This window comes from Diaphorobacter sp. LI3 (genome assembly GCF_022807955.1).
GTDB lineage: Bacteria > Pseudomonadota > Gammaproteobacteria > Burkholderiales > Burkholderiaceae_C > Diaphorobacter > Diaphorobacter nitroreducens.
The window spans coordinates 2,456,380-2,475,442 of sequence record NZ_CP094346.1; the positions used below are offsets into that span (position 1 = coordinate 2,456,380).

Annotated in this window: 15 protein-coding genes; 6 read left to right on the forward strand and 9 right to left on the reverse strand. The window is 68.1% G+C overall.

Features of this window, described 5'->3' with window-relative positions; all coding sequences use genetic code 11:
- Positions 1-3: 3 nt before the first annotated feature.
- Genes dapE through MRB47_RS11380 form a run of 3 tightly spaced genes read left to right on the forward strand, consistent with a single transcriptional unit; the run spans position 4 to position 4,121 of the window.
- The gene (gene dapE / locus MRB47_RS11370; protein ID WP_252100748.1) at positions 4-1,179 is read left to right on the forward strand and encodes a succinyl-diaminopimelate desuccinylase; all 1,176 of its coding nucleotides are present in this window, start codon (positions 4-6) and stop codon (positions 1,177-1,179) included.
- Positions 1,176-2,105: a 50S ribosomal protein L3 N(5)-glutamine methyltransferase gene (gene prmB / locus MRB47_RS11375; RefSeq protein WP_252100749.1), complete on the forward strand. Its 930-nt coding sequence runs from the start codon at positions 1,176-1,178 to the stop codon at positions 2,103-2,105. The genes dapE and prmB overlap by 4 nt, the downstream gene beginning before the upstream one ends.
- A gap of 45 nt (positions 2,106-2,150) precedes the next feature.
- On the forward strand, positions 2,151-4,121 hold the full coding sequence (locus MRB47_RS11380) for an ATP-binding cassette domain-containing protein (RefSeq protein ID WP_252100750.1): 1,971 nt from the start codon (positions 2,151-2,153) through the stop codon (positions 4,119-4,121).
- 450 nt (positions 4,122-4,571) lie between these two features.
- Here the strand turns inward: MRB47_RS11380 and phbB are convergent, their stop codons facing one another.
- The 3 genes from phbB to MRB47_RS11395 form a co-directional block, all read right to left on the reverse strand.
- The gene (gene phbB, locus MRB47_RS11385; RefSeq protein ID WP_015913416.1) at positions 4,572-5,309 is read right to left on the reverse strand and encodes an acetoacetyl-CoA reductase; all 738 of its coding nucleotides are present in this window, start codon (positions 5,307-5,309) and stop codon (positions 4,572-4,574) included.
- Positions 5,310-5,554: 245 nt separating this feature from the next.
- The gene (locus MRB47_RS11390) at positions 5,555-6,733 is read right to left on the reverse strand and encodes an acetyl-CoA C-acetyltransferase (protein ID WP_123676294.1); all 1,179 of its coding nucleotides are present in this window, start codon (positions 6,731-6,733) and stop codon (positions 5,555-5,557) included.
- Positions 6,734-6,874: 141 nt separating this feature from the next.
- The gene (locus MRB47_RS11395) at positions 6,875-8,593 is read right to left on the reverse strand and encodes a PHA/PHB synthase family protein (protein WP_252100751.1); all 1,719 of its coding nucleotides are present in this window, start codon (positions 8,591-8,593) and stop codon (positions 6,875-6,877) included.
- 153 nt (positions 8,594-8,746) lie between these two features.
- On the opposite strand from MRB47_RS11395, the gene MRB47_RS11400 reads away from it, so the two are divergent.
- A complete protein-coding gene (locus tag MRB47_RS11400) occupies positions 8,747-9,037 on the forward strand; it encodes a hypothetical protein (RefSeq protein ID WP_252100752.1) in 291 nt (96 codons plus the stop codon).
- Here MRB47_RS11400 and pgeF read toward each other — a convergent pair.
- Positions 8,954-9,805 (reverse strand): peptidoglycan editing factor PgeF, encoded by an 852-nt coding sequence (gene pgeF, locus MRB47_RS11405; RefSeq protein ID WP_252100753.1) that lies wholly within the window; start codon positions 9,803-9,805, stop codon positions 8,954-8,956. The genes MRB47_RS11400 and pgeF overlap by 84 nt on opposite strands.
- 5 nt (positions 9,806-9,810) lie before the next feature.
- A complete protein-coding gene (gene maiA / locus MRB47_RS11410; protein WP_103738250.1) occupies positions 9,811-10,479 on the reverse strand; it encodes a maleylacetoacetate isomerase in 669 nt (222 codons plus the stop codon).
- A 118-nt stretch (positions 10,480-10,597) separates the two neighbouring features.
- On the opposite strand from maiA, the gene MRB47_RS11415 reads away from it, so the two are divergent.
- Together MRB47_RS11415 and MRB47_RS11420 are read left to right on the forward strand one after the other, a co-directional pair.
- Positions 10,598-11,293, forward strand: a complete 696-nt coding sequence (locus MRB47_RS11415; RefSeq protein WP_252100754.1) for a fumarylacetoacetate hydrolase family protein — start codon at positions 10,598-10,600, stop codon at positions 11,291-11,293.
- Between the two features lie 71 nt (positions 11,294-11,364).
- A complete protein-coding gene (locus MRB47_RS11420; protein WP_015913223.1) occupies positions 11,365-11,913 on the forward strand; it encodes an NUDIX hydrolase in 549 nt (182 codons plus the stop codon).
- Here the strand turns inward: MRB47_RS11420 and MRB47_RS11425 are convergent.
- The 4 genes from MRB47_RS11425 to ligA all read right to left on the reverse strand — a co-directional run bounded on the left by MRB47_RS11425 (position 11,906) and on the right by ligA (position 19,057).
- Positions 11,906-13,108 (reverse strand): MFS transporter, encoded by a 1,203-nt coding sequence (locus MRB47_RS11425; RefSeq protein WP_252100755.1) that lies wholly within the window; start codon positions 13,106-13,108, stop codon positions 11,906-11,908. The two genes, MRB47_RS11420 and MRB47_RS11425, sit on opposite strands and share 8 nt — an antisense overlap.
- A gap of 15 nt (positions 13,109-13,123) precedes the next feature.
- Positions 13,124-15,664 carry a penicillin-binding protein 1A gene (locus MRB47_RS11430; protein ID WP_252100756.1) on the reverse strand — a complete coding sequence of 847 codons (2,541 nt, stop codon included), beginning with the start codon at positions 15,662-15,664 and terminating at the stop codon, positions 13,124-13,126.
- A gap of 246 nt (positions 15,665-15,910) precedes the next feature.
- Complete coding sequence (locus tag MRB47_RS11435) at positions 15,911-16,861, reverse strand: patatin-like phospholipase family protein (protein ID WP_015913220.1); 951 nt, start codon at positions 16,859-16,861, stop codon at positions 15,911-15,913.
- Entirely contained in the window at positions 16,862-19,057 is a 2,196-nt protein-coding gene (gene ligA / locus MRB47_RS11440) for an NAD-dependent DNA ligase LigA (protein WP_252100757.1), read from the reverse strand.
- Positions 19,058-19,063: the final 6 nt, after the last annotated feature.

Genomic DNA, 19,063 nt, shown 5'->3' on the forward strand with positions numbered 1-19,063 from the left:
CCCATGTCCCCCACCCTGCTACTGACCGAACAGCTCATCGCCCGCCCTTCCGTCACGCCCGACGACGCGGGCTGCCTGGACCTGCTGGCCCGGCGCCTCGCTCCCTTGGGCTTTGCCTGCGAACGACTGGACAGCGGGCCCGAGAACTTCCGCGTCAGCAATTTGTGGTCAAAACGCACTGCAGCGCGCTCTGGACAAGCGCAAGCAGCTACCAAAACAGTAGTATTCGCCGGCCATACCGACGTGGTACCCACGGGCCCCGTGGAGCAGTGGAGCAGCCCGCCGTTCACCCCCACACACCGGGACGGCCGCCTGTACGGCCGCGGCGCGAGTGACATGAAGGCCTCGATCGCCGCATTCGTCGTCGCGGTCGAGGAGTTCCTGGCCGCCACGCCCGACCCGCGCCTGGACATCGCGCTGCTGCTGACCAGCGACGAGGAAGGCCCCTCGGTGGACGGCACCAAGGTGGTCATTGAGCAGTTGCGCGCGCGCGGGGAGCGGCTGGACTGGTGCATCGTGGGCGAGCCTACCTCGGTCGAGCAAACCGGCGACATGATCAAGAACGGCCGCCGCGGCACGCTGTCCGGGCGGCTCACCGTGCGGGGGGTGCAGGGCCACATCGCCTACCCGCAGCTGGCGCGCAACCCCATCCATCAGGCCGTGCCCGCGCTCACCGAGCTCGCCGCCACCGTGTGGGATGAGGGCAACGCCTTCTTTCCGCCGACCAGCTGGCAGATGAGCAACATCCACGGCGGCACCGGCGCGACCAACGTGATCCCCGGCCAGGTGGTGATCGACTTCAACTTCCGCTTCAGCACCGAATCGACCGCTGAAGGGCTGCAGCAGCGCGTGCATGCGGTACTGGACCGCCACGCACTGGAATACGACCTGACCTGGACGCTGGGCGGCCAGCCTTTCCTGACCACGCCGGGCGAACTGGTGCAGGCGGTGCAGCAAGCCATCCGCGCCGAGACCGGTCTGGAAACCGAGCTGTCCACCACCGGCGGCACCAGCGACGGGCGCTTCATTGCCCAGATTTGCCCCCAGGTGATCGAGCTGGGCCCGCCCAACGCCAGCATCCACAAGATCGACGAGAACGTGCGCTTGGTCGACATCGAGCCGCTCAAGAACATCTACCGCCGCACGCTCGAGCACCTCAACGCACTGGCGGGCGCATGACCGCGAAAGTGCACGGTGACACCGTCGGTGCGCTGGTCGCCAGCGGCGCCGCGCGCCTCACACAGGCCGGCGTGGCCTTCGGCCACGGCACTGCCAACGCGCAGGACGAGGCCGCCTGGCTGGTGCTGTGGCGCCTGGGGCTGCCGCTGGACAGCGTGCTCGACGAGGGTGCTGAAGGTTCAGTGGCAAATCGGCCCGTAACGCCCGCCCATCAAGCGCTGGTAGCTACACTTTTTGAAGAACGCATCGCCACGCGCAAGCCGGCTGCCTACCTCACGCGCGAGGCCTGGTTGCAGGGCGTGCCGTTCTACGTGGACGAGCGCGCCATCGTGCCGCGCAGCTTCATTGCCGAACTGCTGGCCGACGGCAGCATCGACGACTGGCTCAGCGACCAGACGCGCCACGTGCTCGACCTGTGCACCGGCAACGGCAGCCTGGCCGTGCTGGCCGCCATGGCGTACCCGGACGTGCAGGTGACGGGCGCCGACCTCTCACCCGACGCGTTGGCCGTGGCCCGCATCAACGTGGACCGGCACGGGCTGCAGGAGCGCATCACGCTGGTCGAGTCCGACGGCCTGGCCGCCCTGCCCGGCCCCTGGGACCTGATCCTGTGCAACCCGCCCTACGTCAACGCCACCAGCATGGCCCAGCTGCCGCCCGAATACCGGGCCGAGCCCGAGCTGGCCCTGTCCGGCAATATGCAGGGCGGCAGCGACGGCATGGACTTCATTCGCCAGCTGTTGGCCGACGCCCCGGCGCGCATGAGCGAAGACGCCGTGCTGGTGCTGGAGATCGGCAACGAACGCGAACACTTCGAGGCCGCCTTTCCCGACCTGCCCGTGTTCTGGCTGGAGACCAGCGCCGGCAGCGACCAGGTGCTGCTGCTCACGCGCCAGGCCCTGCTCCCACTCGCTCCCGCAAAGTGACGGCGCCGGCCCATCCGGCCCCGGCCCCGTCCATTGGTTTGACCCATGATCACCCTGAAGAACGTCACGCTGCGCCGCAGCGCCAAGGTATTGCTCGACGGCGTTTCCGTCACCATCAACCCCGGGGAGCATGTCGGCCTGGTCGGGCGTAACGGCGCTGGCAAGTCCACGCTGTTCGCGCTGCTCAATGGTTCGCTGCACGAAGACGGCGGTGACTTCTTCCTGCCCGCAGCCTGGCGCATGGCCCAGGTGGCGCAAAACATGCCAGAGACGGACGAGTCTGCCACCGCCTTCGTACTGGAGGGCGACACCCGCCTGTCGGAGCTGCACCAGGCGCTGCACACGGCCGAGCAGGCGGGTGATGGCATGGCCATCGCCCAGGCGCACTCCGACCTGGCAGACGCCGGTGCGCACGACGCCACCGCGCGCGCGCAGGCGCTCATCCTGGGCCTGGGCTTTCAGGTGGCGGAGCTGGAGCGCCCGGTCAACAGCTTCTCCGGCGGCTGGCGCATGCGCCTGCAACTGGCGCGCGCGCTGATGTGCCCCAGCGACCTGCTGCTGCTGGACGAGCCCACCAACCACTTGGACCTGGACGCGCTGGTATGGCTGGAAGCCTGGCTGCAGCGCTACAACGGTACCTTGGTCGTCATCAGCCACGACCGCGAATTCCTCGACGCCGTGACCCAGGTCACGCTGCACATCGATAACGCGCGCCTGACCCGCTACGGCGGCAACTACAGCAAGTTCGAGGAGCTGCGCGCCCAGCAACTGGAACTGCAGCAGTCGGCCTACGAGCGCCAGCAGGACAAAATCGCGCACCTGCAGAAATTCATCGATCGGTTCAAGGCCAAGGCCACCAAGGCCAAACAGGCACAAAGCCGCGTGAAGGCGCTGGAGCGCATGGAGAAGATCGCCCCCGTGCTGGCCTCGGCCGACTTCACCTTCGAGTTCAAGGAGCCGGCCAACCTGCCCAACCCGATGCTGGCCATCACCGACGCGTCCTTCGGTTATCGCGCCGAGGATGGCAGCGAGACCACCATCCTGCGCCACGTGAACCGCTCGGTGCTGGCCGGCCAGCGCATCGGCATTTTGGGCGCCAACGGCCAGGGCAAGTCCACGCTGGTCAAGACCATCGCCCGCACCATGGCGCCGCTCTCCGGCACCCTGACCGAGGGCAAGGGCCTGTCGATCGGCTACTTCGCGCAGCAGGAGCTGGACGTGCTGCGCCCCGGCGATAACCCGCTGGAGCACATGGTGCGCCTGGCGCGCGAACTGGGTGCCCAGGCCCAGGAACCCAGCCGCGAGCAGGACCTGCGCAACTTCCTGGGCAGCTTCAACTTCAGCGGCGACATGGTGCACCAGGCCGTGGGCACCATGAGCGGCGGGGAGAAGGCCCGCCTGGTGCTGGCCATGATCGTCTGGCAGCGTCCCAACCTGTTGCTGCTGGACGAGCCCACCAACCACCTGGACCTGGCCACGCGCGAGGCGTTGTCCATGGCGCTCAACGAGTTCGAGGGCACGGTGATGCTGGTCAGCCACGACCGGGCGCTGCTGCGCGCCGTGTGCGATGAGTTCTGGCTGGTGGGCCGGGGTGCCGTGGCGCCCTTCGACGGCGATCTGGACGATTACCAGCGCTACCTGCTTGAGGAGTCCAAACGCCTGCGCGAACTGGCCCGCGCAGCCGAGCAGGTGGTCGTTGCCGAGGCCGCGTTCCCAACCGCCACTGCCGCCCCTCCCCAGCGCGACGCCCGCGAGCAGCGCCGCCAGGAAGCCCAGGCCCGCCAGCAACTGGCCGAGAAAACCCGCCCCCTCAAGCGAGAGCTTGAAAAAATCGACCAGCGCCTGGAAGCCCTGAACCGGGAAAAAGCGCAGTTGGAAGAACGGCTCATGCAGCCGTTGCCCCCCGCGGACATCGCGGAATGCGGGCGGAGGCTCAAGGACTGCACCGAAGAGGTGACAGCCCTTGAGGAAAAGTGGCTGGATGTTTCCTCAGCGCTGGAGGAACTGGCGCGCTGAGGGGATACAGGTATTTTTGATATCTGTATAAAAACAGCCTCCAAGCCTTACGCATAAAGCGCAGGCAGCTCCTTTTTCAGGAGTAAATTCTGGGGATATCCCGGGGTTGCATTTTTTTGCAGCGCACTGTCAACGTCCCCCCAGGGGGCCGCGTTGTGGGTACATCTAAGGAGTTTTCCCTATGACCATGACTGCAATCCTCTCTGCCTGGCCCGAAGACGAACGTGACCGCAAGCGCGCCCCGGCCCGCCTGTAAGCGTCCACTCGGCCTGTTCTGAAGGCCGTTCGTTGGAGGAATCGCCGCACTGCGCAATTCCAAGCCACTGCCAGGGCCTGCCGGGAGCTACCGGCCCCGATTCACACCGCCCACTTCAGGGTGGAGACAAAAAAAGGAACGTGCCGCCACGTTCCTTTTGCATTTCAAGGCAGCCTTTTCCAGCTGCCGCTAGGTCAGCCCATGTGCAGGCCGCCGTTGACCGAGAAATCCGCCCCGGTGGCATAGCCGCCCTCTTCGGAGGCCAGCCACGAAATGATGGACGCGATCTCGCTGGGCTCGCCCAGGCGCTTCACGGGCACGGTGGCGACGATCTTTTCCAGCACATCCGGGCGGATCGCCTTGACCATGTCGGTGCCGATGTAGCCGGGGCTGACGGTATTCACCGTCACGCCCTTGGTGGCCAGTTCCTGCGCCAGCGCCATCGAAAAACCGTGCATGCCAGCCTTAGCCGCCGAGTAGTTGGTCTGGCCGGCTTGGCCTTTCTCGCCGTTCACGCTGCTGATGTTGATGATGCGGCCCCAGCCCTTGTCCACCATGTCTGCAACGACTTGCTTGGTCACGTTGAACATGCTGTTGAGGTTGGTTTCGATGACAGCGTCCCAGTCCTCGCGCGACATCTTGAGGAACATGCGGTCGCGCGTGATGCCGGCATTGTTCACCAACACATCCACGCTGCCATGCTCGGCCTTGGCCTGGGTGAAGGCCTCCACCGTGGACTCCCAGTTGCCCACGTTCCCGACCGACGCGTAAAACGTATAGCCCAGCGCCTTTTGCTCGCCCAGCCACTTGTTGTAGTCGCGCGTGGGGCCGCACCCGGCGATGACCTTGAACCCGTCCCGGTGCAGACGCTGACAGATGGCCGTGCCGATGCCCCCCATACCCCCGGTGACGTACGCAACTTTCTGGCTCATGTGTGCTCCTTGGATGTGTCAAAAGTGAATCAGATCAGTGACCACTCTACCCAAGAATTACGACAATACCGAGGAGGAAAACACTGCGCCCCGGCATTATTGTTGCGGCGCAAAAAACCGGGCATCATCGCGTTTTTGCACTCCGTAGCCAGCCGTTGCCGCCTGCGCCGACAAAAAAGGCCGTACGGGCTTCCCCGTGCGGCCTTTTTGCATGCAGGGCACCCGTCCCAAAGGGTGCCGCGCCTTCAACGCTCCAGCGCCATGGACACGCCCATGCCTCCACCAATGCACAGCGCAGCCAGGCCCTTCCTGGCATCGCGGCGTTGCATTTCGTGCAGCAGGGTCACCAACACGCGGCAGCCCGAGGCACCGATGGGGTGACCGATGGCGATGGCGCCGCCATTCACGTTGACCTTGGCGGGATCGATGCCGAGTTCCTTGTTCACCGCGCACGCCTGGGCAGCGAAGGCCTCGTTGAGTTCGAACAGGTCCACATCGCCCACGCTCCAGCCCGCGCGCTGCAATGCCTTGCGGGATGCAGGCACCGGGCCCATGCCCATGGTGGCGGGGTCCAGTCCGCTGGTGCCGTAGGCCGCAATGCGGGCCAGCGGCTGCAGGCCCAGGGCCGCAGCCTTGCTGGCACTCATCACCACCACGGCGGCCGCACCGTCATTGATGCCCGAGGCATTGCCCGCTGTGACCGAGCCGGCCTTGTCGAAGGCGGGGCGCAGGCCAGCCAGAGCTTCGGCACTGGTTTTGCGGTTGAGATATTCGTCTGCCGCGAATATGACGGGGTCGCCCTTCTTCTGCGCAAGTGTCACCGGCACGATCTCGTCCGTGAAGCGCCCTGCGTCCTGGGCGGCGGCGGCCTTTTGCTGGCTGGCCAGGGCCAGCGCATCCTGCATCTCGCGCGTGATGCCGTGCTGCCTGGCCACGTTCTCGGCCGTGATGCCCATGTGGTACTGGTTGTACACGTCCCACAGGCCGTCGACGATCATGGTGTCGACCAGCTTCCAGTCGCCCATGCGCTGGCCTTCGCGCGAGCCATTGAGCACGTGCGGTGCCAGGCTCATATTCTCCTGGCCGCCGGCCACGACGATCTCGCTGTCGCCCGTCGCCACGGCCTGGGCGGCCAGCATCACGGCCTTGAGACCCGAGCCGCACACGGCGTTGATGGTGAGCGCGGGCGTCTCCTGGGCCAGCCCCGCCTTCATCATGGCCTGGCGGGCCGGGTTCTGGCCGCAGCCGGCCGCAAGCACCTGGCCCATGATGACCTCGCCCACCTGATCGGGAGCGACGCGGGCGCGTGCCAGCGCCTCGCGGATGACGATGGCGCCCAGATCGGTCGCGGGGGTCTTGGCCAGTGCGCCGCCAAACTTGCCCACGGGCGTGCGCACGGCGGAAACGATGACGATGTCTTCCATGGTGTGTCCTTTCGGGAGTGGCACCTGCCGGCTGCACGGCCGCAGGCCAGTAGCCATTGTCTGTCGGCCCGGTGTCAGGACTATTGCGTAGTCACCCCGCAGCGCGCCGCAACACCGCCCCGGGAGCGTGCGGCGCCGGCCTCAGGCCTTTTGCTGCACGTAGCGCCCTGGCGCGGGTTCGATGGCCTTGAATTTCGGCGCCTTTCCATAGGCCTTGGGTGCGGAGATCTGCCGACCGGCGTGGCAGTGCAGCCATGCGCACCAGTCGTCCCACCAACTGCCGGGCAGTTCGGTGGCCCCAGCCAGCCATGCATCCAGCGTGGCGGGCAGTTGCCCATCCTCGCGCAGCCAGTGGCTGCGCTTTTTCTTGGCGGGCGGGTTGATGACCCCCGCGATATGGCCCGACGCGCCCATCACGAAACGCTTGTCCCCCGGCAATACTTGCGTGGAGGCGTAGGCCGCGCCGATCGGCACGATGTGATCCTCGCGCGAGCCGTAGATGTACACAGGCAGTTGAACCTGGGTCAGGTCGAGTGACTCGCCGCACACGGTGAGCCGCCCCGGCCGGATGAGGTTGTTTTCCAGGTAGAAGTTGCGCAGGTACCAGGCGTAGTACGGCCCAGGCAGGTTGGTGCTGTCACTGTTCCAGTACAGCAGGTCGAAGGGCGGCGGCGTCTCGCCCTTGAGGTAGTTGCCCACCACGTAGTTCCACACCAGGTCGTTCGGGCGCAGAAAGCTGAAGGTGGATGCCAGGTCCTGGCCCTTCATGAGCCCGCCCTGTCCCATCTGCAGTTCGCGCATGCGCACGAAGCCTTCGTCGATGAAGACGTCGAGGATGCCGGTGTCGGCAAAATCGATCAGCGTGGTCAGGAAAGTGCAACTGGCCACAGGCTCCTCGCCACGCGCCGCCAGCACCGCGAGCGCCGTGGCCAGCATGGTGCCGCCCACGCAAAAGCCCAGGGCGTTGATCTGCTTGGCGCCAGCGATCTGCTGCACGGTGGCGATGGCCGTGAGCACGGCCTCGTCGATGTAGTCGTCCCAGGTCTTGTGCGCCAGCGACGCATCGGGGTTGCGCCAGCTCACCACGAAGGTGCGGTGGCCCTGGGCCACGGCATGGCGGATCAGCGAGTTGTCGGGCTGCAGGTCCAGGATGTAGTACTTGTTGATGCACGGAGGCACCATGAGCAGGGGCCGCTCGTACACCTTGGGGGTGAGCGGCTTGTATTCCAGCAGCTGGAACAGCTCGTTCTCGAACACCACGGCACCCTCGGTGGTGGCCACGTTGCGACCCACTTCGAAGCGGCTCTCGTCGGTCATCGAGATATGCCCCTGGCCCAGGTCGTGCAGCAGGTTGGCCACGCCCTTGGCGATGCTCTCGCCGTGCGTTTCCAGGGCCTTTTGCTGCGCATCCGCGTTGAACACCAGGAAGTTGCTGGGCGCCATGGCGGCCAGCCACTGCTCCACGCTGAAGCGGATGCGTGCGCGGGTCTTGTCGTCGGCCTGCACCGCGTCGACCAGGCCCATGAGCGCGTGCGCCTGCAACTGGTAGGCCGCGACCGAGAACGCCGACAACGGGTTGTGCGCCCAATTCTCGCCCGCGAACCGGCGGTCGTTGCTGAGGGGTGCCTCGTCGTGATGCAGCGCATGGCTCCACAGCGCCTGCACCTCTTGCAGGTACCGCTGCTGCACCGCAGCCAGCTTGTCGGGCGCGAAGCTCACCGGGCCAGCAGCTGGCATGGACAGCGCGGCGCCCATTTCTTTGGGCTGCAGGACCTGCAGCATCTGGCTCCAGCCCTCGCCCACCATCTGCTGAAACTGCCGGGCGCTGTCGGCCCAGCTGGCGTCGAAATTCGTGCTCATGCAGCCTCCATCGCGGCCCAGGCGCGGGCCCCATGTGTCATTGTTGCCCAGCAGGCGGTGCCGCAGAAAACTGCAGCGCATTCGCAGGGCTTTGGGTTTCCGCCGCCGTGGTAAGCCGGCCACAATCGCCGCTTTGCCCCTTCGGAATCGATCATGTACCTGGTGGTTATCGCATGGCTGTATGTCACCGTGTTGATGGCCTTGGCCGAGGCCACGTCCGCCAACGGCACGGTGCTGGGCGCCATCGTCACCTTCGTGCTGTACGGGCTGCTGCCCATGTCCATCGTGCTCTACATCCTGGGCACGCCCGGGCGCAAACGCGCGCTGCGCGCCCGGCAGCAGGCCGAGGTGGAAGCCGTCTCAGGCGGCCAGCCAGATGCAGGCGGCCATGCGCCCGCTGCTGCCGAGCCGGGCGGTGTCCCGCCGGTGCGAAAAGAACCGTGACGGATTGGCCACGGTGCACCAGGCGCTGGTGCTGTCGTTGCCGTACAGCGCCGTAACGCCGCAGGCGCGCAGGCGGTGGCGTGCCAGCCCGGCCAGGTCCGCTAGCCATTTGCCATCGCTGGCATGCGGGCGAAAGTACGCAGCCGCCCGCGGGTCCTGCGCACAGAAGGCCTGGCGCACCTCCGCGCCCACCTCGAAGGCCTCGGGGCCGATGCAGGGCCCCAGCCAGGCCATTACGTCATCCGCCCCCTCCGTTGCTCCGTTTTCAATAGCTGCTTGCGCTTGACCTGCCTGCGCTGCGGGCCTGAAACACTCCAAAGTCGATTCCAACACTCCTGCGGCCAGACCGCGCCAGCCCGCATGCGCCGCGGCCACGCGCGTACCCGCGCGGTTGGTGAACAGTACCGGCAGGCAATCCGCCGCCATCACGATGCAGGCCACGCCTGCGGCTTGCGTGGTGCAGCCATCGGCGTCCAGCCCGTCGGGCGTGTGCGCGTCCAGCGGCTGCACTGCCGTGCCATGCACCTGGCGCAGGTACACCGCCCGTACCGCGGAGCCGCCAGCACCCAGCGCATCCTGCAGCGCAGCCCAGTTGGCCTGCACGGCGGCGGGGTCGTCGCCCACGAAGCGGCCCAGGTTGAAGCTGTCCCAGGGCGGCGCGCTCACGCCGCCGTTGCGCGTGGTGCACAGCGCCCGTACCCGGGCGGGCACGGGCCAGTCCGGAACCAGCCAGTCGTGCGGAACTGCGGAGGGAGCGGTCTGTGCCACGGGCTTCAGGCCTCGTGGTCCGGGCAGGCAGACGGCTGCGCGCGCTGGAAGGCCGGCAGCGCCATGCATGCGTCGAACGCGGCCATCGTGCGCGGCAGACCGTCCATGTCCACATGGAAGCGCCGGCCGTTGAAGATCTGCGGCACCAGGCAGCAGTCGGCCAGCGTGGGCATATCGCCCCAGCACAGGCGCGAGGGTGCCAGCCCGGCGGCCTGGCGTTCACCGTCCAGCAGCACCAGCTGCCGCTCGAACGCCTCCAGGCCCTTGCGCACCCAGTGGCGGTACCAGGCGTCCTTGGCGGCGTCTTCCACCTGCAGCTGGTGCTTGAGGTACTTGAGCACGCGCAGGTTGTTCAGGGGGTGGATCTCGCAGGCCACCATCTGCGCCAGCGCCCGCACGCGCGCGCGTGCCAGCGCGTCGCCCGGCAGCAGCGCAGGCTCGCGGTGGGTCTCGTCCAGATATTCGATGATCGCCATCGACTGCGTGAGCAGGTGGCCGTCATCGGTCTGCAACGCCGGCACCAGCGTGTCACCCACGCGGTCGGCATAGCCGGGCGCCAAATGCTCCGCCTTGACCAGGTGGACCGGCAGGTAGTCATAGGGCAGGCCCTTGACTTCCAGCGCGATACGCACGCGAAACGATGCCGAGGAGCGGAAGTAGTTGTAGAGCTTCATGCGGCCGCAGCATAAGCCAAGCCGGCGCCGGGCGTAATGCGGGCCACAGCCCATGCGCGGCGCCGCGCCGTGGCACACTGCTTCATCCCTTCACACCGCCGCTACCACCGAGAGAACCATGAGCTATGTGATCCCTCCCGCACCGCAGGCCAGCGTGCCCGTCGTGGGCACAACCCAGCGCTTTCCCGTGCACCGCATCTACTGCGTGGGCCGCAACTATGCCGAGCATGCCAAGGAAATGGGCTTCACCGGCCGCGAGCCGCCGTTCTTCTTCATGAAGCCCGCCGACGCCGTGCTGCCCGTGAACCCGGGCGAGACCGGCCAGATGCCCTACCCCACGCTGACCAAGGACCTGCACCACGAGATCGAGCTGGTGGTGGCCATCGGCAAGGGCGGCAAGCATATCGCCGCGGCCGACGCGATGTCGCACATCTGGGGTTACGCCGTGGGCCTGGACATGACGCGCCGCGACCTGCAGGGCGAGATGAAGAAGCAGGGCCGCCCCTGGTGCATCGGCAAGGGCTTCGAGGCCAGCGCGCCCATCGGCCCGATCACGCCCGCGGCGCAGGCGGGCGACGTGCAGCAAGCAGCCATCTGGCTGCAGGTCAACGGCACGGACCGCCAGCGCAGCAGCGTGGGCCAGCTGATCTGGAACATCGCCGAGACCATCGAACACCTGTCCGCCGCATGGGAGCTGCAGCCCGGCGACCTGATCTTCACCGGCACCCCCGAGGGGGTGGGCGCGGTGGTGCGCGGCGACGTGCTGGAAGGCGGCATCGACGGCCTGGGCACGCTGCGCGTGGCCGTGGCCTGATTCACTATCATAAAAATAGCTGCTAGCGCTTTCCCCATAAGCGCTACAGCCGTTTTTTATTCATACAACGAATGAACTTCCGCCGCCCCATCAAGCATTGCCGCGCCTGCGGAACGGCCGTGGCCTACCGCGTGCCCGACGACGGTGACACGCGCGAGCGCGCCGTCTGCCCCAGTTGCAACGTAATCCACTACGAAAACCCGCTGATGGTGGTGGGAACGGTGCCGGTACTGGGGGACCACGTGCTGCTGTGCAAGCGCAACATCGAGCCGCGCCGGGGCAAGTGGACCCTGCCGGCCGGCTTCATGGAACTGGACGAGACCACCGTCGAGGGCGCCGCGCGCGAGACCGACGAGGAAGCGGGCGCGCAAATCCAGATGGGCCCGCTGTTTTCGCTGCTGAACGTGCCGCAGGCGGGTCAGGTGCACCTTTTTTACCTGGCCACGCTGCTCAGCGACCGCTTCGACCCCGGCCACGAGACCATCGAGGCACGCCTGTTCACCGAGGACGAGATCCCCTGGGACGAGATCGCGTTTCGCACCGTCAAGCACACGCTGGAGCAGTTCTTTGCCGACCGTCGCGCGGGGCGCTTCGGCATGCACTGCATCGACATCACCTGATCAAGCGGCCAGCCCCTGCGCTGCGCCAACCGAGACCCGCAAGGCACAGCGCCGCAAACACACCGCCGGCCCAGAACGTGGCCGCCGGCCCCACGGCATCCCACAGCAACCCGGCGACCGCGCTGGCCACCAGCATGGCCAAACCGCTGGCCAGGTGGAACACGCCATAGGCCGTGCCGCGCAGGTCGGCCGGAGTCGCATCCGCCACCATGGCCGACAGCAGGCCCTGCGTCATGCCCATGTGAATGCCCCATACGGCCACGCCGGCAATCACCAGGGTCCAGTGCTGGGCCGTTGCGAGCAGCACGTCCGACAGGATCAGCACCACCAGGCCCCAGGCCAGCAGCCGCGTGTGGCTCACGCGGTCCGACAGCTTGCCAAATGGATAGGCCGCCGCCGCATACACCAGGTTCATGGCCACCATCACCAGGGGCACGAGTGCCATGGGTATGCCGATGTTCTGGGCGCGCAGCACCAGGAAGGCTTCGCTGAAACGTGCCAGCGTGAACACCGCACCCACGGCCACCACCCACCAATAGGCGGGCCCCAGGCGGCGGATGTTCTCGCGCCGGATGGGGTTGGTGCGGCGCACGCCCCCTTGGGACGCAGGCTCGCGCACGCCCCAGGCCAGCACGGCCACCGACAGCACGCCCGGCACCACCGCCACCCAGAACACGGCGCGAAAGTCGTTGGCCCACAACAGCATCAGGCCCACGGCCAGCAGCGGCCCGACGAAGGCGCCCACCGTGTCCAGTGACTGGCGCAGGCCGAACGCGGCACCGCGAATCTCCGGCGGGGTCACGTCGGCGACCAGCGCATCGCGCGGTGCGCCGCGGATGCCTTTGCCCACCCGATCGATCAGGCGCGCCGTCACGATCGAGCCGGCGCCCGAAGCCAGCGCGAAGAGCGGCTTGGTGACGGCCCCCAGCCCATAGCCCAGCAACGCCAGCCCCTTGCGCCTGCCAAGATAGTCGCTGAGCGTGCCCGAGAACACCTTGACGATCAGCGCCGTGGCTTCTGCCAGACCTTCGATGAGGCCCACCGCGAAGGCCGACATGCCCAGCGCGCCCACCATGAACATCGGCAACAGGCTGTGGATCATCTCGGACGAGATGTCCATCAGCATGCTCACCAGGCCCAGCGCCCATACGGCGGCGGGGATGCGCGCTGGCGAGGGTTGGCGCGGCGTCTGCATGCCAAAGGGCCGTGGTCAGCGGGTTTCGACGAAAAACGGCGCGTTGTCCTGCGGCCGGGGTACGACCACGCCACGCTGCACGGGATCGACCACCACGCCAGGAACGACCTGCGGCACGGTGGGGCCGCCACCGGGTGGCGCCGGGGGCGCCGCCGGAGCAGCGGCTGGCGGACCCGGCAACGGTGCATCCGGCTCGGTCACCCACACCGGCGGCTCGGCGGGCGCGGGGCGGGGCGTGACCTCCTGCAGCGGCACAAGGGGCGCATCCGTGATCTCGGGGCGCTCTTCCGGCGGCGGGGCGCTGCCGGCCGGCGCCGGCGTCTGCGGCAGTTCGGGCTGCGGCGCCGGAGCGCCCGCCGGGCCGGCCTGCTCACCCGTGGGACGACCAAACAGGTCATAGACCCAGTTGCGCAGCGTGCCTGCGGCCGAGCCGATCCAGGAGCTTTCCTCCTCATCCACGAAGCGCTCGCGCGCATCGATGACCTTGGCGCGCAGGGCCTGGCGGAACACGTCGCCCACCATAGGCAGCGCGCTGTGCGCGCCCTGCCCCCAGTAGTCGCTGCGCAGGGTGATGCGCCCGTCGTTGAAGCCCGCCCAGGCCCCCGCGACGAGCTGCGGATGCATCAGGATGAACCAGCCGTCGGTGTTGTCCTGCGTGGTGCCGGTCTTGCCCGCCACGTCCGCCGTGATGCCGTAGCGGCTGCGGATGGCCGCGCCCGTGCCTTTGTCCACCACGCCCCGCAGCGCGTCGCGCAGCTGCTGCGCGGCGGTGACGTCCAGCGCGCGCTCGGGCGATGCAGGTTTGAATTCCTCCAGCAGCTTGCCGTCCTTGTCCTCGATGCGCGTGATGACCCGGGGCGCCAGGTAACGCCCGCCGTTGGCGATGGTGCCGTAGGCGGCGACCATCTCCTTGAGCGTGACCGAGCTCGTGCCCAGCGCCAGCGCGGGCACCGCCTCCAGTTCGGACTCGCGCACGCCCATGGCGCGGGCCAGCTGCACTACGCGCGCCGGCCCCACCTTCTGCATGAGCTGTGCAGTGATGGTGTTCTTGGAATACGCCAGCCCGTCGCGCAGCGTCATGGGCTCCTCGCTGGGCGGCGTGCGGCCGTCCGTGGGGCGCCAGACCCGCTTGCCACCCAGGGGGATCTCCACCGCGGTGTCCAGCAGCGTGTCGGTCGGCTGCAGTCCCATCGCGAAGGCCGCGCCGTACACGAAGGGCTTGAAGGTGGAGCCCGGCTGGCGGCGCGCAGCCTGCACGTGGTCGAACGGATCGGTCGCGTAGTCGCGGCTGCCCACCCAGGCCAGCACCGCACCGCTGCGCGGGTCCATGGCCATGAAGCCGGCCTGCACGCGGGTCTTGGACTGGCGCAGCGTGCGCAGGAAGCTGCCGTCGTCCAGCAGCTCGCGTAGCGCCTCCTCGGGTGCGGCACCCGCGGCCACCGCCTTTTCGTACTGGGGCGACTCGCGCACCAGCTGTTGCACCAGCGCGCTCTTGGGACCCCAGGCGCTGCGCGGCGCCCACGCACCGTCGGCCACGCCCTGCAGCGCCCGGCCCTGCTGCTGCACGGCCCGGTTGGCCATCTCCTGCAGCCGCCCGTCGATGGTGGTGCGGATCACCAGCCCATCGGAATACAGGCTGTAGCCGTTGCGGTCGGCCCAGTCGATGAGCTGGCGGCGCAGCTGCTGCGCCAGGTGCGGGGCAAGTCCCGCCACCTCGGCCTGCCGCTCGAAGCGGATGCGCAGCGGGCGCTTGATCAGCCGCTCGTATTCCGTCTGCGAGAGCTTGCCCCGCTTGGCCATTTGCGCCAGCACGGTGTTGCGCCGGGCCTGCGCGCGCTCGGGGTTGAGCACCGGGTTGTAGTAGGCCGTGCCCTTGAGCATGCCGATCAGCGTGGCACTTTCCAGCACGTTGAGCTTGTCGGCCGACTTGTCGAAGTACGTGCGCGCCGCCATCTCGATGCCGTAGGCGTTGTAGAGGAATGGCACCGTGTTCAGGTAGGTCTCCAGGATCTCGTCCTTGGAGTACAGCCACTCGATCTTCAGCGCGGTGATCGCCTCCTTGATCTTGCGCGTGAGCGTGGGCGCGCGGCCGATGTCCTCGGGGTAGAGATTGCGCGCAAGCTGCTGGGTGATGGTGGAGCCGCCCTGCTTGTCACCGCCCACGGTGCGCACGACGGCCGACAGCGTGCGCCGCCAGTCCAGGCCGAAGTGGTCGTAGAAACGGTGGTCCTCGGTGGCGATGAGCGCATCGACTACGGGCTTGGCGATGGTCTCCAGCGGCACCCATTCGCGGTTCACCCACCGGTACTCGGCGAGCAGCCGCCCGTCGGCGGACACCAGTTGCGCAGGCTGGTCGCTCTTGGCCTTGCGGATGTCGCTGATCCCCGGCGTGAACGGGATCAGCGCCAGCACATACAGCACGCCGGCCAGCGCCAGCGCCGCCAGCAGCCACACCAGGCCATGCGCGGACAACCAGCGCTCGGGCCGATGCAACAGTTGCGCCAGCGCGGGCCGCAGGCGGGCCCAGCGGGCTCGCAGGGTCGTGGAAAGATCCATGTAATTTATGGGCAAAAATGGCCTGTAGCGCTTTATCAGCAAGCGCTAGCAGCTATGAATTCAGAAGCAATGCGTAGACAGGGGTGCCCGGCCATGCGCGGCAGGCAGAACACGCGCCGCCGCGCCGGTCGCCGCACCAGCCGCGGCGCCTGGCGATGGGCCGGGCCTGCTTTATACCGCCAATCCCGCGCCAGGCTGGGCCGCTGTACGGATGCCACTGACCGCCCGGTGGCCCGCGCCACCGCGTCAGCCCATGAACTGGCGCAATTGCGGCAGGCTGGCATGGGCGGCGCGCCGGCCCTCGGCAATGGCTTCGCTGGCACGGTGAAAGTCCAGCAGGCCCAAATGCGCCAGGCGCGGGGCGATCACCACCTCGGGCGGGTCACCCGCCATGCGGCTGCGGGTGATGCGCATCTGCATGATGTTCACGCTGGTCATGATCACGTCCAGCGCCGATGGCTTGGGAGGCGGCGCCTCGCCGCTGGCGGGCGCCCAGAACTTCAGGCGGCGCATCCAGTCGGCGCTGACCAGCGGTTCGGGCACCGGCTCCGGCCCGGGGACCGGCGCCGCATCCGTGGGCACGGAGGCCTGCGGCTCGCGCACCACCGCCAGCGGATGCATGTGGCGGTGCAGGATGTCGGAATTCAGGTCCACGGCGATGACGATGTCCGCACCCATGGCACGGGCCAGCGATGCGGGCACGGGGTTGACGAGTCCGCCATCCACCAGCAGCCGCCCGTCGGTGTGGTTCACGGGGGTGAACAGGCCCGGCAGCGCGATGGAAGCGCGCACCGCGTCGGCGATGGAGCCGTGGCGCAGCCAGACTTCGGCACCCGAGTGCAGGTCGGTCGCCACCGCGCCGAAGGGCAGCGGCGACGCGTCGATGTCGAAATCGGCGAAGTTGCGGCGCCAGAAGGCGATGAGCTTTTCGCCCTTGAGCATGCCGCCCGACAAATTGAAGTCCATGAAGCCGAACACATCGCGCAGGCCCAGGCCCTGCACCCAGTCGGCAAAGCGCTCCAGTTCGCCCCCCGCGTAGGCCGCGCCCACCAGCGCACCGATAGAGGAGCCGCAGATCACGTCCAGCCGCACGCCCTCCTCCCGCAGCGCCTGCAGCACGCCGATGTGCGCCCAGCCGCGCGCCGAGCCGCTGCCCAGCGCAAGGCCCAGTCGTGGGGCGCGGCGGGTCAGTGCCATCTAGGCCCCACCTGTGTTGGGCGGCATGCCCCGCAGCAACGCATGCAACCCGTCCTCGTCCAGCACGGGGATGCCCAGCTCCTGCGCCTTGGCGAGCTTGCTGCCCGCGTCGGCGCCGGCCACCACGTAGTGCGTCTTCTTGCTGACCGAACCTGCCACCTTGGCACCGGCGGACTCCAGCAGGTCCTTGGCCGCGTCGCGGCCCAAGGTGGGCAGCGTGCCGGTCAGCACCACAGTCATGCCCGCCAGGGGCAGCGTGGCGGCGGCAGCGGGCTCGCTCTCGTCCCAGGTGACGCCGCAGGCCCGCAGCTGCTCGACCACCTCGCGGTTGTGCGGTTGCGCGAAGAAGGTGTGTATGGCCTCGGCCACCACGGGCCCCACGTCGTTCACCTGCAGCAACTGCTCCACGCCCGCATCCATGATGGCGTCCAACTGGCCGAAGTGGCGCGCCAGGTCCTTGGCCGTGGCCTCGCCCACATGGCGGATGCCCAGGCCGAAGAGAAAGCGCGCCAGCGTGGTGCGCTTGGATTTGTCGAGCGCATCCAGCACGTTCTGCGCGGACTTCTCGGCCATGCGGTCGAGCTGCGCAAGGCTGGACAGCCCGAGCCGGTACAGGTCGGGCAGCGTGCGGATCACGTGGCCATCCACGAGCTGGTCCACCAGCTTCTCGCCCAGGCCCTCGATGTCCATGGCGCGGCGCTGTGCGAAGTGCAGCACCGCCTGTTTGCGCTGCGCGGGGCAGAACAGCCCGCCGGAGCAGCGGTGGTTGACCTCGCCCGGCTCGCGCACCACGGCGCTGCCGCAGATGGGGCACTGGCGCGGCATGCGGAAGTTAGGCACGTAGGGTTGGCGCGGCCCCGCCAGCGGCTGCGCGGGTGCGGTGCCGTCCGCGCTGCTGGCGGCGTCCACCAGCGCGTCGGAGCCCGCCAGCACTGCCAGGCCTGCGCCCGCCGGCACCACGCCCACCACCTCGGGAATCACGTCGCCCGCGCGGCGCACGATCACCTGGTCGCCCACGCGCACTTTTTTGCGGCGCAGCTCGAACAGGTTGTGCAGCGTGGCATTGGTCACCGTGACGCCGCCCACGAACACCGGCGCGAGTCGCGCCACGGGGGTCAGCTTGCCCGTGCGGCCCACCTGCACGTCGATGCCTTCCACGCGCGTGACCATCTCCTGGGCCGGGTACTTGTGGGCCACGGCCCAGCGCGGCTCGCGCGTCACAAAGCCCAGCTGGCGCTGCAGTGCCAGGCTGTTGACCTTGTAGACCACGCCGTCGATGTCGTAGGGCAGCGCGTCCCGTTCGGCCCCCACACGCTGATGGAACGCTATGAGTTCAGAAGCGCCTTGCGCAATCTGCACCTGGGCTGCAACCGGAAAGCCCCATTCCTTGAGCTGCTGCAGCATGCCGAAGTGCGTGCCGAACTCGGGCCCGCCCTCGGCGGCCGGCGTGACCTCGCCCAGGCCGTAGGCGAAGAACGACAGCGGCCGCTGCGCCGTGATGCCTGAGTCCAACTGGCGCACCGCGCCGGCGGCGGCGTTGCGCGGGTTGACGAAGGTCTTGTCGCCCTTCTCGCGCTGGCGCTCGTTGAGTGCATTGAAGTCCGCGCGGCGCATGTAGACCTCCCCGCGCACCTCCAGCACCGGCGGCACGCCGGCGGGCAGGCTCAGGGGGATCTGGCGGATGGTGCGCACGTTGTGGGTCACGTCCTCACCCACCTCGCCGTCGCCCCGCGTGGCGGCCTGCACCAAGCGCCCGCCCTCGTAGCGCAGGCTCATCGCCAGGCCGTCGAATTTGGGTTCGGCCACGTATTCCACCGGCGGCGCATCGGGCGGCAGCTTCAGTTCGCGGCGCACGCGCGCGTCGAAGGCTTTAGCGCCGCTGGCCTCTGTGTCGGTTTCAGTGCGGATGCTGAGCATGGGCACGCGGTGGCGCACCGGTGTCAGCCCGTCCAGCACCGCGCCCAGCACGCGCTGCGTGGGCGAGTCGGGCGTCACCAGGTCGGGGTAAGCGCCCTCCAGCGCCTGCAATTGCTGGAACGCGCGGTCATACTCGGCATCGGGCACGCTCGGCGTGTCCTGGACGTAGTACTCGTGCGCCCAGCGGTTCAGCTGCTCGCGCAGCGCTTTGATTTTTGTAGCTACCAGCGCAGACCCCTTGGGCCCAGAAGCCGGAAAAAGGTCGGATTGTTCAGTCATGCCGGA